At 68.1% G+C, this 15,961-nt stretch carries 13 protein-coding genes; all 13 read right to left on the minus strand.

What is annotated here, in order from left to right:
* Positions 1–115 precede the first annotated feature (115 nt).
* Complete coding sequence (gene ileS, locus K7711_RS34780; protein WP_222974900.1) at positions 116–3,301, minus strand: isoleucine--tRNA ligase; 3,186 nt, start codon at positions 3,299–3,301, stop codon at positions 116–118.
* A gap of 325 nt (positions 3,302–3,626) precedes the next feature.
* On the minus strand, positions 3,627–3,827 hold the full coding sequence (locus tag K7711_RS34785) for a hypothetical protein (protein ID WP_040821458.1): 201 nt from the start codon (positions 3,825–3,827) through the stop codon (positions 3,627–3,629).
* A gap of 105 nt (positions 3,828–3,932) precedes the next feature.
* A complete protein-coding gene (gene wag31 / locus K7711_RS34790) occupies positions 3,933–4,769 on the minus strand; it encodes a DivIVA-like cell division protein Wag31 (protein WP_222974902.1) in 837 nt (278 codons plus the stop codon).
* A gap of 73 nt (positions 4,770–4,842) precedes the next feature.
* Positions 4,843–5,145: a YggT family protein gene (locus K7711_RS34795; RefSeq protein WP_222975084.1), complete on the minus strand. Its 303-nt coding sequence runs from the start codon at positions 5,143–5,145 to the stop codon at positions 4,843–4,845.
* A gap of 124 nt (positions 5,146–5,269) precedes the next feature.
* Positions 5,270–6,052 (minus strand): cell division protein SepF, encoded by a 783-nt coding sequence (locus tag K7711_RS34800; protein WP_222974904.1) that lies wholly within the window; start codon positions 6,050–6,052, stop codon positions 5,270–5,272.
* A gap of 183 nt (positions 6,053–6,235) precedes the next feature.
* Complete coding sequence (locus tag K7711_RS34805) at positions 6,236–6,988, minus strand: YggS family pyridoxal phosphate-dependent enzyme (RefSeq protein WP_222974906.1); 753 nt, start codon at positions 6,986–6,988, stop codon at positions 6,236–6,238.
* 134 nt (positions 6,989–7,122) lie between these two features.
* On the minus strand, positions 7,123–7,950 hold the full coding sequence (gene pgeF / locus K7711_RS34810; RefSeq protein ID WP_222974908.1) for a peptidoglycan editing factor PgeF: 828 nt from the start codon (positions 7,948–7,950) through the stop codon (positions 7,123–7,125).
* Between the two features lie 121 nt (positions 7,951–8,071).
* Complete coding sequence (ftsZ, locus tag K7711_RS34815) at positions 8,072–9,298, minus strand: cell division protein FtsZ (protein WP_222974910.1); 1,227 nt, start codon at positions 9,296–9,298, stop codon at positions 8,072–8,074.
* A gap of 364 nt (positions 9,299–9,662) precedes the next feature.
* On the minus strand, positions 9,663–10,337 hold the full coding sequence (locus K7711_RS34820; RefSeq protein WP_083895572.1) for a cell division protein FtsQ/DivIB: 675 nt from the start codon (positions 10,335–10,337) through the stop codon (positions 9,663–9,665).
* 5 nt (positions 10,338–10,342) lie between these two features.
* Positions 10,343–11,848, minus strand: a complete 1,506-nt coding sequence (gene murC, locus K7711_RS34825; protein WP_174435026.1) for a UDP-N-acetylmuramate--L-alanine ligase — start codon at positions 11,846–11,848, stop codon at positions 10,343–10,345.
* Positions 11,845–13,008, minus strand: a complete 1,164-nt coding sequence (murG, locus tag K7711_RS34830; protein WP_308015085.1) for an undecaprenyldiphospho-muramoylpentapeptide beta-N-acetylglucosaminyltransferase — start codon at positions 13,006–13,008, stop codon at positions 11,845–11,847. The genes murC and murG overlap by 4 nt, the downstream gene beginning before the upstream one ends.
* Entirely contained in the window at positions 13,005–14,423 is a 1,419-nt protein-coding gene (gene ftsW / locus K7711_RS34835) for a putative lipid II flippase FtsW (RefSeq protein WP_308015086.1), read from the minus strand. Before ftsW ends, murG begins: the two co-directional genes overlap by 4 nt.
* Before the next feature lie 64 nt (positions 14,424–14,487).
* Positions 14,488–15,936 (minus strand): UDP-N-acetylmuramoyl-L-alanine--D-glutamate ligase, encoded by a 1,449-nt coding sequence (murD, locus tag K7711_RS34840; protein ID WP_222975090.1) that lies wholly within the window; start codon positions 15,934–15,936, stop codon positions 14,488–14,490.
* Positions 15,937–15,961 lie beyond the last annotated feature (25 nt).

The following is a 15,961-nucleotide window of genomic DNA, read 5'->3' on the forward strand; positions in this document are numbered from 1 at the left end:
CTACGGACAGCTCGAGCGAACTTCATCGGTGATCAGAACACCGAGACCCGATGCGTCCGTGCAGATCCCACGATCCACACGGACGCAGCCACCGGTCGGACGACGCCCAGTGCGCTCAGGCCTTGGCGACCGACACCCGCACCCCGCCGACGATCTCGGCCGCATCCTGGCCCGCATCACCGAATGTGAGTGTGGTGGCGAGGATTTCACCGGCGATCAGGTCGCGGTGGGTGTGAGCCCACTCGGCGCGATCGGCGGGCACGTCCAGGACCACGGTGATCCGGTCCGAGACGTCCAGGCCCAGCGATTTACGCGTCTCCTGCAGGTCGCGGATGAGGTCGCGAGCCCAGCCCTCGGCCTCGAGTTCCTCGGTCACCTCCGAATTCAGCACCACCAGACCGGAATTGCCGGGCAGGGCGGCGGTGGATTCGGGTTCCGCGGCGACCAGGCGCTGGGTGTACTCCTCGGGCAGCAACTCCACCCCGGCCGCGGTGACCACCCCGTCGGGGCTCTCGGACCACTCCCCGGCCTTGACCGCCTTGATCACCGTCTGCACCTGCTTGCCCAGGCGCGGACCGGCGGCGCGGGCGTTCACGACCAGCTCGAAACGGCCGTGCGCGGCGACGTCGGCGGTCAGGTCGACCCGCTTGACGTTCACCTCGTCGGCGACGATATCGGTGAACGGCCGCAACCGCTCCGCGTCGGCCGCCGCGATGGTCAGCTCCGACAGCGGCAACCGCACCCGCAGGTTCTGCGCCTTGCGCAGGCTCAGCACCGTCGAGCACACCGTCCGCACCTCGTCCATGGCCGACACCAGCTCGGTGTCCGCGGGCAGATCTCCCGCCTCGGGCCAGTCCGTCAGATGCACCGAGCGACCACCGGTCAGCCCGCGCCAGATCACCTCCGACACCAGCGGCAGCAGTGGCGCGGCCAGCCGGGTGGTCACCTCGAGCACCGTGTGCAGGGTGTCGATCGCGTCGTTGTCCTCCTCCCAGAACCGCGAACGCGACCGGCGCACATACCAGTTGGTGAGCGCGTCGGCGAAACCGCGCAGCTCGTCACAGGCCCCGGCGATGTCGTAGACGTCCAGCGCCTCGGTGATCACGTCGCGAGTGCGCGCCAGCTTGGCCAGGATGTACCGATCCAGCACATTCGACGAATCGGTTCGCCAGCTCCCCGGCTTGGAGGCGTACAGCTGCAGGAAGGTCCAGGCGTTCCACAGCGGCCGCAGCGCATGGCTCACGCCCTCGCGGATACCGCGCTCGGTGACGATGAGGTTGCCGCCGCGCAGGATCGGCGAACTCATCAGGAACCAGCGCATGGCATCGGAGCCGTCGCGGTCGAACACCTCGTTGACGTTCGGGTAGTTGCCCTTGGACTTGGACATCTTCAGGCCGTCGTCACCGAGCACGATGCCGTGCGCCGCAACGGTCTTGAACGCCGGCCGATCGAACAGCGCGGTCGCGAGCACGTGCATCTGGTAGAACCAGCCGCGGGTCTGGCCGATGTACTCGACGATGAAGTCGGCCGGGTTGTGGCCCGGCTGCTCGCCATCGGGCACAGCGCCGTCGAACCATTCCTTGTTCTCGAACGGGTAGTGCACCTGCGCGAACGGCATGGATCCGGAGTCGAACCAGCAGTCGAGCACCTCCGGCACCCGGCGCATCGTCGACCTGCCCGTCGGATCGTCCGGGTTGGGCCGGGTCAGCTCGTCGATGCCGGGCCGATGCAGATCGTCCGGACGCACCCCGAAGTCGCGCTCGAGTTCGTCCAGCGAGCCGTAGACGTCGATGCGCGGGTAGTCCGGATCGTCCGACAGCCACACCGGGATCGGGCTGCCCCAGTATCGGTTGCGGCTGATGTTCCAATCCCGGGCGCCCTCGAGCCACTTGCCGAACTGCCCGTCGCGGATGTGCTCGGGCACCCAGGTGATCTGCCGATTCAGCTCCACCATCCGGTCCCGGAATTCGGTGACCGCCACGAACCAGGACGGCACCGCCATGTAGATCAGTGGCTGCCCGGAGCGCCAGCTGTGCGGATAGGAGTGCTCGATCGTCTCGTGCCGCAACAGCTTTCCGGACGCCTTGAGATCCTTGATGATCACCGGATTGGCGTCGAACACCATCATGCCCTCGTACGGCGGCACCATCGAGGTGAACCGCCCGCCCGGATCCAGCGGCTGCACCAGCTCGATCCCGTGGGCGGAGGCCACGTCCATATCCTCCTCACCGAACGCGGGCGCGAGATGCACGATCCCGGTGCCGGATTCGGTGGTGACGTAGTCCGCGGTCAGCACGCGATGCGCGTTCGGGTGGCCCACGAAGAATTCGAACGGCGGCTCGTACCGCAGATCGGCCAGGGCCGCACCGGCGTACTCGCCGAGCACCTCGGGTTCCGCGCCGAGTTCGCGGGCGTACTGCGAAACCCGCTCGGCGGCGAGCAGATAGCGCTTGTCGTCCTGCCCGCGCACCTGGACGTAGGTCACGTCCGGATGCACCGCGATCGCCAAGTTGGACGGCAGCGTCCACGGAGTGGTGGTCCAGATCAGCGCGTTGGCGCCGTCCAGATCGCGCAGCGGATGATCCTCGGGCACCCGCAGCCGCATGTCCACGGTGACGGCCGGGTCCTGCCGCATCTTGTAGGCGTCGTCGAGCCGGGTCTCCTGATTCGACAGCGGCGTCTGCTCGTACCAGCTGTACGGCAGCACCCGGAATCCCTGGTACACCAACCCCTTGTCGTACAAGGTTTTGAATGCCCACATCACCGACTCCATGAAGTCGATATCGAGGGTCTTGTAGTCGTTGTCGAAATCGACCCACCGTGCCTGACGGGTCACATAATCGCGCCACTCACCGGTGTAGCGCAGCACAGAGGATTTGACAGCGGCATTGAATTCCGCAAGGCCCATCTGTTCGATCTGTGATTTGTCCGTGATACCGAGTTGCTTCTCCGCCTCGAGTTCCGCAGGCAGCCCGTGACAGTCCCAACCGAATCGGCGATCGACCTTCTTGCCGCGCATCGTCTGAAAACGCGGGACCAAATCCTTGACGTACCCGGTCAGCAGATGACCGTAGTGTGGCAAACCGTTGGCGAACGGCGGACCGTCGTAGAAGATGAACTCCGCACGGTCCGAACGGTTGTCGATGCTGGCGCGGAAGGTGTCGTCGGCGGCCCAGTAGTCCAGGACGCGCTGCTCCAGCTCCGGGAAGGAAACCTGTCCCCCGGCGCCCAGATCGACGCGTGGATAGGTGTCCCGGACATCGCTGGGCTCTGCCTTGCGGGGGGTTGTCTCGTCCGCCATGTCGGGACGTCTCTCCTCGTGCCGTATGCGCCGTGGGCGCAATCCATGGGCACGGGGACGAATATCGGCGCCGGTGCGCCGAGACCGCGGTACCACCCCGCTTGCCCGGCGCACTGGTGATAGCACCGGACCTCTCGTTGTGAGCTGTGACGGGCTCACCCGTTCGGTTCTACTGAGCGTCGCAGCTCACGAGGCCGCGTAGCCGTTCTTCCGAAGGCTCCCCGGTGATTGCCGGATCAGTGCCGTAGTTACAGGTTTGATTGTAGCCACTACGGTCAAAACTATTTCCGACCGCGGTTGAGTTCGCATCGAGCGGCTACATCGCTCACCGTTTGACGTGTCGGCCTGGACGCGTCTGGGTGTCATCGTCGGAGTCGCGCATCGACAGGGCACTCACCAGCAGCAGAACCGCGCCGATGACGCACACCACAATGCATCCCCAGGCCCACACCACCGAACCGGTGGTCAGTGCGGCGACCAGGAGGCCGAATCCGATAGCCGCGAGAACAAGTGTCAGGACGAGCATGGTCACCCCCTAGGCGGGCCTACTGGCTCGACGAACTTCCGACCACGACCGCGGCTGCGCGTACCGAACCCGAGCTGCCGGGAGCGGCGGACAGCCGAAGCGAAATTACTTGCCGCCCTTGGCGAATGACGCAGAGGCATGGTTGTTGTTGGCGCCATCGAAGGCCTCACCACCGTCGACCGGTACCGCCGAACCGCGGTTCTCGAGTTCTTCGAGCTGGGACTCCAGGTAGGACTTCAACCGCACCCGGTACTCGCGCTCGAACGTCTTGAGCTGCTCGATGCGGCTCTCGAGCACGCTGCGCTGCTGGGTGATGGTGGCCATGATCTCGGTGTGCTTGCGCTCGGCGTCGGCCTGCAGGGCGTCGGCCTTCTCCTTGGCCTGGCGCAGCTGGTTGTCCGAACGGCTCTGCGCGTCGGACAACAAGGTCTCGGCCTTCTGCCGAGCCTCGGAGACCATGCCGTCGGAGCGGGTCCGCGCCTCGGTGACCAGTCGCTCGGAGTTAGCCCGCGCGTTGGACAGCAACGTCTCGGCCTCGGTCTTGGCATCGGTGGTGAGCCGGTCGGCCATCTCCTGGGCCAGGCTCAGCACCTTGGCGGCCTGCAGGTTGGCATCCGCGGCGCCGGGATCCTTGACCGGCACGGGCGCGGCGACCGGCATGGGGGCCGGCGGCGGCACCGGAACGGGCTTGGGCGGTTCCGGTTGCGGCGGAGCAGGTTTCACCGCCTGCGGCATCGGGCGGGGGGCCGCCTTGGCATCGGACAGCTCGGCATCCAGCTCGGCAACCCGCTGGCGCAGATCCGCGTTCTCCTCGATCAGACGTGAGAGCTCCTGCTCGACCAGATCGAGGAAGGCATCGACCTCGTCCTCGTTGTAGCCGCGCTTCCCGATCGGCGGTTTGCTGAACGCGACGTTGTGCACATCGGCTGGGGTCAGCGGCATGGAAGGATCCCTTCACGCTTCGTACGGAGGTCTAGCGGTAGATCTTGCAAGCTATTCTTCACGACCCATTCTGTCACACCGGCGCGTGCGCCTGCCCGAGCCCGCCCGTGACCGTCATCAAGATGAACACGATGAATATCAACACCATAATCGACAGATCCAGCCGAATTCCCCCCAAGTTGACCGGAGGTATCAGCCGCCTCAGCAGTTTCACCGGAGGGTCGGTGATCGTGAAGATCACCTCGAGCCCGATGACGACCGCGCCGCGCGGGCGCCAGTCCCGGGCGATGCTGCGGATGAACTCGACGATGATCCTGCCGATGAGCAGCAACCAGAAGACGAACAGCAGGTAGTTCAACACACTGAACAGGGCCACCCCGCCCACTCTGCCTCAGATTCGGTGTCCTGCAAACTCCCCGCGCCGTCTCGAGGCGGCGCGGCTTCCCCCGCGCGTCGCGCACCGGCCGGTGACGGCCACGGCACGACGTCCGATTCGAGCGTTATTTCTGGTTGTAGAAACCGGTTTCGGCGATGCGCCGGCGCTCCTCGGCCGATACGTCGACATCCGCCGGTGAGAGCAGGAACACCTTCGTGGCGACCTTGTCGAACGAACCGCGCAGCGCGAACGCCAGGCCCGCGGCGAAGTCGACCAGGCGCCGGGCGTCGGCGTTGCTCATCTCCACCAGATCCATGATCACCGGTGTGCCGTCGCGGAACCGCTCGCCGATGATGGCCGCCTCGGTGAAGGTGCGCGGCCGCAGAGTCGTGATCTTGGACAACGGGCCTCCGTCCTCGAAGACCGGCGAGCGGCGCGGAGCCGGCTCGAAACGAGCGCGCTCCTCCAGCCGCCGCTCTTCCATCCTCCGCTCGACCTCCGGGTCGACCGCCAGCGCGCCGTGTGTGGTACCGCGGATCATCGACGGTCCGCTACCGAGGCCGCGCGAGCGCCCCGATGGCGCGGACTCGATTCGGGTGGGCCGGCGAGACTCGTATCGATCGTCGGAATAACCGTCGTCGGCGAATTCGCTACGCCGCGACACGGTGTACCCGGGCTGATACGGCGCCTTGTAGGCGGGCTCGGGGTAACTCTGCTCGGACTCGTAGCGATCGTCGTCGAAACGCGAACGCCCCCCGCCGTCGTAGCGAGACTCGGAGAACTCCCGCGACCGACGCGCGGGCCGATCCTCGATCCCCCGAGGCCCGCGATCATCGACGTAGTCGTCTTCGTACTCTTCGAGCGGCACCATGCCGAAGTACGCCTTGAACCTGTGCAGCGTGCTCATTCTCCCACCTCGCTGACGCCTCCCCGCACGAGCACGCTCGTGACTGCCTTGACGACTCGCTCGCTGCGCTCGCTCATCCTGGTCGACCTTCCTACGGCCCCGGTTGACCTGGGGTGTTGAAGTCTTGCTCAATCCTCGCAGTCTCAAGCATATGTTTCGAATGTGACTGATGAGGTTTGTTTGCTATCCCGAGGTTATCGGTCGAGCGCCCATCAAGGCAGTACCGACACGCACACAGGTGGACCCGTGTCGAATCGCCGCCTCGAGGTCTCCCGACATGCCTGCGGACAGCTCGGTCCCCGTGGGATGTTGCGCTAGAAATCGGACCTGCATCTCGGCCAGCCGAGCGAACTCGGCATCCGGATCCGAATCCAGCGGCGGAATCGCCATCAGGCCCGCGAGCTGCAGATTCTCCAGACCCGCAACATGATCGGCGAGTGCGGGCAAATCGTCCGGGGCGATGCCGCCGCGGCCCGGATCGCGATCGAGGCCGACCTGGAGCAGAACCCGCAGCGGCCCCCCGCGAACATCGGCCTCCCGGGCGGCCCGCACACCCGCGTCAAGAGCCGTTGCCAGGCGGGCGCTGTCCACCGAATGGACCGTATGGGCCCATCGGGCAACGGCTTTGGCCTTGTTTCGTTGCAGGCGGCCGATCATGTGCCATTCGACACCGGGCAGATCGGCCAGTTCGGCCGCCTTGGCGGTCGCCTCCTGCTCGCGGGATTCGCCGAATTCACGCCGTCCCAGCCCGTGCAGAATCGCCACGTCCGAGGCCGGAAAGAACTTCGTGACCGGCAGCAATCGCACCTGCGCCGGATCACGCCCGGCCGCACGGCAGGCCGCATCGATACGTCCGAGCAACCCGGCCAGCGCGGTCGACAGCTCGGCTGTCCGCGTGCCGGATTCCGTAGTGGCCCTATCGAATTCGCCGATCATGATTCCTCTCCCTCGAATGCGATTCCTATCACGATCCGTTCGGGCGTGTCCCGTCAATTTTCGGACACCGTGTCCGCATCGGCCCGCACTGCACCCTCGGGTACGTCCTGCGACGTACCCGAGCGGCGGCCGGATCAGGCCGGAGAATCCGCGGGCTCGCGCCAGATGACCCCGGCGATGCGACCGGTCGGCGCACCACGACGATGACTGAACAGCGTGGCGTCCTCGATCGTGCAGCGCGGATCGACCGCGACCCCGCCGACCCCCGCCGCCTCGAGCTGACGGCGAACTCCGGCGCGCAGATCCAGGCCCGGAGTGCCCTGCGCGGTGGTGGTGGCGCTACCGGGCAGATGGGCCTCGACGTCCGCGCGCATCGCGGCGGGCACCTCGTACCGTGCGCCGCTCGCGGCCGGGCCGAGGAATGCGCCGATGCGTTCGGGCTGCGCGCCGACCGAGATCATCGCCTCCAGCACCCGCGGCACGATTCCGATCCGCGCACCGACCCGGCCGGCGTGGACCGCGGCGATCACCCCGGCCTCGTCATCGGACAGCAGGATCGGCACGCAGTCCGCGGTCAGCACCACCAGTGCGAGTTCCGGGACGGTGGTCACCAGCGCATCGGTCACCGGCACCGGCTCCGCCTGCGGCCCGTCCACGATCGTCACGGTGCGGCTGTGCACCTGTTCCATCCAGACGAGCCGCTCCGGCGCCAGCCCGATCCCCTCCGCCAGCCGAACCCGATTGCGCCGCACCGCCTCCGGATCATCACCGACATGATCACCCAGATTGAACGAGTCGTACGGCGCGCGGGAGAAGCCACCGGCACGGGTCGTGGTGACCCGGCGAGTCCTCCCCCGCCTCTCCGCGACTTCAGCGTGCAGCGAGCTGCCCGAAGACTCATGCGTCGGGCCGACGGTTCGGGAAACCGGTTGGATTCTGGACGTTCCCGACGAGTTACCCATGTGCACCCGAGATCAGTTGTTGCGTTGGCATACACCTGAGATTAGTAGCCCTCCTCCGAGAGGGGCGGACACGGGAGCGCCCGCTCCCCTGTGGGGGGCGGGCGCTTGTCGGAGAGGCAGCCTACCGGCGCATGAACGAGGGCACGTCGACGTCGTCGTCGGTGTCCTCGTCGGGCGGCTGGATGTGGCTGCGGGAGTTGTGCGCAACCGTGGGTTCGACGGCCGGGCGGGGCTCATAGGAGGGGGCGGGGCCCCGGGAGACAGGGGTCGCGGGAGGAGGTGCCGGGTCCGCGGTACGGCTCGGGAAATCGGTGCCGCGGGAGTGCGTCTGGCCGACCTCTCCGGCACGCGCCGAACCGATCGTGGAGCGGGTGACCGGCGCGTCCAAGCGACGGGTCGGTGCGCCGCTGTCGAATCCGGCCGCGATCACCGTGACGCGCACCTCGTCGCCGAGCGAATCGTCGATGACCGTACCGAAGATGATGTTCGCCTCGATGTGCGCGGCTTCCTGTACCAGCGAAGCGGCCTCGTTGATCTCGAACAGGCCCAGATCGGACCCGCCCGCGATCGAGAGCAGCACGCCGTGCGCGCCGTCCATCGACGCCTCCAGCAGCGGCGAGTTGATCGCCGCCTCGGCCGCCTTCACCGAACGGCCCTCACCGCGTGAGGAGCCGATGCCCATCAGGGCCGATCCGGCCCCGGACATCACGCTCTTGACGTCGGCGAAGTCGACGTTGATCAGACCCGGGGTGGTGATCAGATCGGTGATGCCCTGAACACCGTTGAGCAGCACCTCATCCGCGGAGCGGAAGGCGTCCATCAGACTGACCGCCGCGTCGCCCAGCTGCAGCAGCCGGTCGTTCGGGATGACGATCAGCGTGTCGCAGGACTCGCGCAACGCCTGTATTCCGGCCTCGGCCTGGTTGCTGCGCCGCTTGCCCTCGAAGGAGAACGGGCGCGTCACCACACCTATGGTCAGGGCGCCGAGTTTGCGGGCGATGCTGGCCACCACCGGCGCGCCGCCGGTTCCGGTGCCGCCGCCCTCACCGGCGGTGACGAAGACCATGTCGGCGCCCTTGAGCACCTCTTCGATCTCGTCCTTGTGATCCTCGGCGGCCTTGCGGCCCACCTCCGGGTCCGCACCGGCGCCGAGGCCGCGGGTGAGCTCACGCCCGACGTCGAGCTTGACGTCCGCATCACTCATCAGCAGCGCCTGCGCGTCGGTATTGACGGCGATGAACTCGACTCCCTTGAGTCCCTGTTCGATCATTCGGTTGACGGCGTTCACGCCGCCGCCGCCGATACCGACGACCTTGATCACTGCAAGGTAGTTGTGCGGGGGCGTCATGGGCTCTCGCCTTCCTTCGATCTAAAGCCTGTCGTTTGTGGATTCCCGGCAGAGCGCCGAGCCGCGGATGGTTTCGATCCGGCTAACCCGGGCTCCCGCCCGAGCAAACCCTCAACCTCAACCATAGGGTTGGCGTTATGTCAAGTATCCGACTGCTGCGGAACGCTATTCGTACCCGCCGCAATCCGCGCGCAGGCGCGCCGACGCGAGAACCAGAATCTTGTGCGATCCGTCTCGTCCGAGCCCGCCCCGCATCGTATCGCGAACAGCCGCTCCAGGCAGGGGGAATCGTCACCGGCGGCCCCGGCGAATCGACGCGCATCGTGACACGCACCGAAAACACCAACGGCACAACGGGTATCACTCACCTTACCGTGACCAGATCCGGAGTCGAAACGTCGTATACCTGTCCGGGCCGAGTCAGCACCGGCACGACCACCTCCGCCTTGCGCGCGGAGTCGGCCGCACCGCCCCACAGCACGGTGCGCCCATCTCGCAGTTTCAGCTCGATATCCGAAACCGACCGCGCCACAACCTCACCCACTTGACCCCGCAACCCCTGCGATGCCGCAGTGAGCACTGTCACCGCCGCACGAGTGACCGGGTCGCTATCGCCCGGCCGGCTCGTGGTCAGTTTCGGCACGCCGGGAGGCGGTGGCTCGATGGCGAATTCGACGCCGTCCGCGTCCAGCAGATGCGGCCCCTGCGGAGAATCGAAGTACAGCACCGCGGTGCGCTCCTCGACCGTCACCCGGACCGTCGCGGGGAACACCCGCCGCACCCGCACCGAATGCACCTTCGGGATCGCCGCCGCCCGATGCGCGATCTCATCGGTGTTCAGGCGCAGGATCGACACGCCCTCGGGCACCTGCAACGCGTCCCGCACCTGCTTCTCCGGCACCGTCTCCAGCCCATCGATCGTGACGGTCCGCACCGCCAGCAGCGGCGTGAACCACGCCACCACGGCCAGTACGACCACGACCCCGGCAACCGCCAAGGCCCACAGGGCCATTCGGCGGGACGGCGGTCGCAGACGCATCGTGATCATCGTCCGGTGGGCGGGCGCACCCGCAATCCGTCGAGGATCTGCCCGCCGAGCATCGTCACATCGCCCGCGCCCATCGTGATCACCACATCACCCGGCCGCGCCAGTCCGGCCGCCTGACGGCCCACCCGCGACATATCCGGTTGGTAGTGCACGGGTTTGGAGACCGACTGGGCCACCAGGGCGCCGTTGACGCCCGGCAGCGGCTTCTCCCGCGCGCCGAACACGTCCAGCACGACGACCTCGTCCGCGACATCCAGGGCCGCGCCGAACTCGGTCGCGAATGTCGCAGTGCGGCTGTACAAATGGGGCTGGAACACCACGATCACCCGGCCCTGTCGCGAACGCGCGCCGTCGGCGGCCTCCTGCCGGACCAGTTCGGACGCCGCGCCCAGTACCGCACGGACCTCGGTCGGATGGTGCGCGTAGTCGTCGAACACCCGCACGCCGTTCTCCCGGCCGACGAACTGGAATCGCCGATGCACCCCGCCGAAACCCTCGAGTCCCTGCAGGACCTCGCCGAGATCGGCGCCCGCGTCCCGCGCGGCCAACAGGGCGGCCAGCGCGTTGAGCGCCATGTGCCGTCCGGGCACCGACAGCCGCAGCGTGCGCGGGGCGGACTCGTCGGCCAGCCGAAAGGTAGCCACTCCGCCCACGTCGCGCGGCTCCCAGGACAGCAGCCGCACCCCGACCGGAACCGGAGCGTCGGCCAGATCGCCGGAGCCGTAACCCAGTACGCGGATATCGAGTTCGTCGGAACGGGCCACAACCCGCTCGGCCAGCGCTCGCGAACCCGGATCGTCCAGGCAGACCACCAGCAGCCCGCCGGGGGTGAGCCGATCCACGAAGTCGTCGAAGACCTGGACGTACGCCTCGTCGGTGCCGAAGAAATCCAGGTGGTCCGATTCGATGTTGGTGACCACCGCGACGTCCGGATCGTATTGCAGCAGTGAGCCGTCCGACTCGTCCGCCTCGGCCACGAAATAGCCGCCGGTGCCGTGATGGGCGTTGGTGCCCGCCTCGTTCAGCTCGCCGCCCACGGCGAAGGACGGATCGAATCCGCAGTGCTGCAACGACACCACGAGCATCGAGGTCGTGGAGGTCTTGCCGTGCGTCCCGGACACCAGCAGCGTGTGATGGCCGTGCATGAGTTCGGCCAGGACGGCCGGGCGCAGCAGCACCGGCACCCCGCGCCGCTTTGCCTCGACCAGTTCGGGATTGGTCTTCGGGATGGCCGCGTATGTGGTGACCACCGCGCTGGGCCCGCCGGGCAGCAGATCCAGCGCCCCGGCATCGTGCCCGATGCGGACCTGCGCGCCCCGGGCCCGCAGCGCGAGCACACCGCGGCTCTCCTTGGCGTCGGAGCCGGAGACCGATCCGCCGCGGGCGAGCAGGATCCGGGCGATCCCGGACATCCCGGCTCCGCCGATACCGACCATGTGCACCCGCTGCAGTAACGGCGGTAGCTCGGCCGCCACCACGGTCGTGTCCTGCTCGTCGGTCATCGCCCGGCCACCTCCACCACGATCCGCGCCACCGCGTCTGCGGCGTCCCGATGCCCGGCTCCCGCGGCGGCCGCGGACATCTGCGACAGCCGCACCGGGTCGGTGAGCAGCGGAATCACCTCATCCATCACATATTTCGCGGTCAACTCCGCGTCGGCGACGATCCGGCCGCCGCCCTGCGCCACGATCGGACGCGCGTTGAGCTCCTGCTCACCGTTACCGTGCGGCAGGGGCACGTAGAACGCGGGCAACCCGACCGCCGACACCTCGGCGACGGTCATCGCGCCCGACCGGCACACCGCCGCGTCGGCCGCCGCATAGGCCAGATCCATCCGCGAGACGTACGGCACCGCAACATATCTCGCCTTGTCATCAGGCCCCGACTGCTCCGCGATCTGCAAGGTGTTCTTCGGACCGTGCGCGTGCAGCACCGAGATCCCGGCAGCCAGCAACTGCGGCGCGGCGGCCGAGACCGCCTCGTTGAGCGTGCGCGCACCCTGCGAACCGCCGAACACCAGCAGCACCGGCCCGTCGGCGGGTAAGCCGAAATGCTCGCGCGCCTGTGCGCGCAGACCCGCCCGGTCCATCGTCGCGATCGACTCGCGCACCGGAATCCCGACGATCTCCGCATCCGCGCGCCCCGAGGCCCGCACACCCGAATTCGCCACCGCGGCCAGCACGCGCGCGGCCCGGCGCGCGCCGACCTTGTTCGCGATACCCGCCTTCACATTCGCCTCGTGCACCACCACCGGCACCGACCGGCGACCGCGCAACCCGCGCCCGGCCGCCAGATAGGCGGGCAGCGCCACGTATCCGCCGAATCCGATGATCACGTCGGCCTCGGTCGCATCGATCACCGCCCGGCTGCGCGCGATCGCGGCCCGCACCCGGCCCGGCAGCCGCAGCAGATCCGCGGTCGGCTTGCGCGGCAACGGAACCGGCGGAATCAACTCGAGCGGATAGCCGCGTTCGGGCACCAGGGTCGTCTCGAGTCCGCGCTGGGTGCCCAGAGCGGTGATCCGGATGTTCGGATCGAGGCGGCGCAACGCGTCCGCGACCGCCATGGCCGGTTCGATATGACCGGCGGTGCCACCGCCCGCGACGATCACCGAAAGCGCCCGTCCCCCGATATCGGGCCCGACGCCGTCGCTACTGGTCACCTGGACTTACCCCGTTCTCTCGCATGTGTCGTCCGATAGCTGGGCTCCCAGGCCCGCGTGGTCCGCAGCGATGCGGTGCCGCGGCGTTCGCGCCGGGCAGAATCCGAATCTACCCGTCGGCGAGCCGGTGGCAATTCGCGCCGCGACGGCGAGGTCCGGGATCCGCCGCGCGGGCGCGAGGCCGCGTTGCGCGAGGGCGGGTACATCTCCGGCTTCGGCAGCCGCAGCAGCCGGCTGAACCGGCCGTCCTGTCCGGCGTGCAGGGCCGCGACTGCCTCGGGCTCGTGCCGTGCGGCGCTGGCGATGATGCCGAACATCAGCAGGGTGATCGCCAGCGAGGAACCGCCCGCCGAGACCAGCGGCAGCTGCAGACCGGTCACCGGCAGCAGACCCACCACATAGCCGATGTTGATCAGCGCCTGACCGGTGATCCAGGTCGTCGCGGTGGCGACCAGCAGCCGCAGGAACGGATCCGCCGAACGGCTCGCGATCCGCAGACCGGTGTAGACGAACAGCGCGAACAGGCCCAGCACCAGGGCACAGCCGAGAAATCCGAGCTCCTCGCCGATGATGGCGAAGATGAAGTCGTTGTGCGCGTTGGGCAGATAACTCCACTTGGCCCGGCTCTGCCCGAGCCCGCGACCCCAGATCCCGCCGTCGGCGAGGGAGAACATCGCCTGACGCGCCTGATATCCGATGCCCTGCGGATCGTCACCGGGGTTGAAGAACGCGCGCATGCGATCCGAGCGGTACCCGGCCGTCATTGCCAGCACCAGCGCCGCCACCACACCGGAGGCACCGATCGCGACGAACAACCGGACCGGCAACCCGCCGAACCACAGCAGCGCCACCAGGATGATGCCCACCGCGATCGTGGTCGACAGGTTCGGCTCCAGCACGATCAGCAGACAGCACAGCAGCCCCGCCGGAACCAGCGGCATCAGAATCTCTTTGTACCCGGCATTCTCCGCGCGACGGGTGGCCAGCAGATGCGCACCCCAGATGATCAGGGTGACCTTGACGATCTCCGAGGGCTGCACGTGGACGAACCCGATGTCGAACCAGCGCCGCGAACCCTGCGCCTGCGAGCCGATGCCCGGAATCAGCACCAGCACCAGCGCGAGCACCGACACCGCGAACATCGGGAAGGACAGTCGGCGCAAGGTGCGGAAGGGAATTCGCAACGCGAGATAGAACAGCACCGCACCCAGCACGGCGAACAGCAACTGCTGGATGAACAGCGAATAGGCCGAACCGTCGTCGGCGTACGACTCCACGCTCGACGCCGAGAGCACCATCACCAGACCGAGCACGGTGAGCAGCGTGGCGATCGTGACGACCAGGTGGAACGAGGCGAGCGGACGCGCCAGCCAGGCACCGAACCACGTACCCGAACCCTTGCGCGCCTTGGTCACCGGGCCTCCCAGAGCGCGGCGCGCCCGGGGCCCGCCGCACGGATCACCGCCGCGTCACATCTGCTCACGAAGGGCTCCCGATATCTCCTTCGTCCAGCGCCTGCACCGCGGCGACGAAACTTCGTCCCCGGTGGGTGTAGTCGGCGAACATGTCCAGCGACGCCGCCGCCGGGGCGAGCAGCACCGTGTCACCGTTGGTGGCGTATCCGGCGGCGATGCGCACGGCCCGCGCCATGACCGCGTCCGCCCCATCTATCTCGGACGTGAGTTCCGCACCCATCCCAGCATCGTCACCCGAACCGAGCTCGACGACCGGGACATCGGGGGCGTGTCGCGCCAATGCCGCGGCGATGACCGGGGCATCCTTGCCCAGCAGCACCACCGCGACGAGCCGTTCGGCCACCTCCTCGACCAGATCGTCCACGTGTGCACCCTTGAGCAGCCCCCCGGCGATCCAGACGACCTGGGCGTGCGCCTGGATCGAGGACCTGGCCGCATGCGGATTGGTGGCCTTGGAGTCGTCGACGAACTCCACGCCCGACAGCTCGCGCACCGAGGCGGCGCGATGCGGACCCACCTTGTGCTCCTGCAGGCCCTCCTTGACGAATTGTGGTGCGACGTCGATGGATCGGGTCAGCGCGGCCGCGGCCAGCGCGTCGGCCACGCCCGCCGGACCGGGCGGGCTGATATCGCGCACCTCGGCCAGGATGGCCGCCTTGGTGAACGCGCGATCGAGCAGTTTGCCGTCCACGACGCCGAGTTCACCGTCGGCCGGGACGCCGACGCGGAAGCCGACCGTGCGCCGGGCCCGGGATTTGCGCGCGAGCGCCGCGGCGACCGGATCGTCCAGGCCGACGACGCCGACCCGGCCCATCAGCGCCCGCGACTTCGCGGCCGCGTACGCGTCCAGGCCGCCGTGCCAATCCAGGTGATCCTCGGCCACGTTCAGCACCACACCCGCCTCCGGACGCACCGAGGGCGCCCAGTGCAGCTGGAAGGAGGACAGCTCCACCGCCAGCACCTGCGGTCCCGGGGTGCGCCGCAGCGCGTCCAGAATGGGCAGGCCGATATTGCCGCAGGCGACGCTGGCGACTCCGGCCGCGCGCAGGATCGCGTGCGTCATCTGGGTGGTGGTGGTCTTGCCGTTGGTTCCGGTGATCACCAACCATTTGCGCACCGGCCCGTACAGCCGCGCCTGATCGACCCACCAGGCGAATTCGACGTCGCCCCAGACCGGCACGCCCTCGGCGACCGCGGTGGCCAGCACCGGCGAGTCCGGCCGCCAGCCCGGACTGGTGATCACCAGCGCGAACCGGTCCAGCCCGCCGGGCTCGAGCAGACTCTCCCCGGTGGCGGTGTCCAGGCCCAGTTCGGCCGCCTCGGCCATCGCCTTCGCACCGGCGTCGGTGACCACCGGGGTCGCGCCGATATCGCGCAGCGGATCGATCAGTGAGCGACCCGATATTCCCCAACCGGCCACGAGAACATCACGGCCACGCAGGAATTCGAGCATGGGGCCCGGCGATCGCAGGGCCCGC

The sequence above is a fragment of the Nocardia coffeae genome (assembly GCF_019890715.1).
Classification (GTDB): Bacteria; Actinomycetota; Actinomycetes; order Mycobacteriales; family Mycobacteriaceae; genus Nocardia; species Nocardia jiangxiensis.

Coding starts and splice junctions, on each gene's coding strand:
- ileS (WP_222974900.1), bottom strand. CDS start 3,301: ATGGCGGACGAGACAACCCCCCGCAAGGCAGAGCCCAGCGATGTCCGG.
- K7711_RS34785 (WP_040821458.1), bottom strand. CDS start 3,827: ATGCTCGTCCTGACACTTGTTCTCGCGGCTATCGGATTCGGCCTCCTG.
- wag31 (WP_222974902.1), bottom strand. CDS start 4,769: ATGCCGCTGACCCCAGCCGATGTGCACAACGTCGCGTTCAGCAAACCG.
- K7711_RS34800 (WP_222974904.1), bottom strand. CDS start 6,052: ATGAGCACGCTGCACAGGTTCAAGGCGTACTTCGGCATGGTGCCGCTC.
- K7711_RS34805 (WP_222974906.1), bottom strand. CDS start 6,988: ATGATCGGCGAATTCGATAGGGCCACTACGGAATCCGGCACGCGGACA.
- pgeF (WP_222974908.1), bottom strand. CDS start 7,950: ATGGGTAACTCGTCGGGAACGTCCAGAATCCAACCGGTTTCCCGAACC.
- ftsZ (WP_222974910.1), bottom strand. CDS start 9,298: ATGACGCCCCCGCACAACTACCTTGCAGTGATCAAGGTCGTCGGTATC.
- K7711_RS34820 (WP_083895572.1), bottom strand. CDS start 10,337: ATGCGTCTGCGACCGCCGTCCCGCCGAATGGCCCTGTGGGCCTTGGCG.
- murC (WP_174435026.1), bottom strand. CDS start 11,848: ATGACCGACGAGCAGGACACGACCGTGGTGGCGGCCGAGCTACCGCCG.
- murD (WP_222975090.1), bottom strand. CDS start 15,936: ATGCTCGAATTCCTGCGTGGCCGTGATGTTCTCGTGGCCGGTTGGGGA.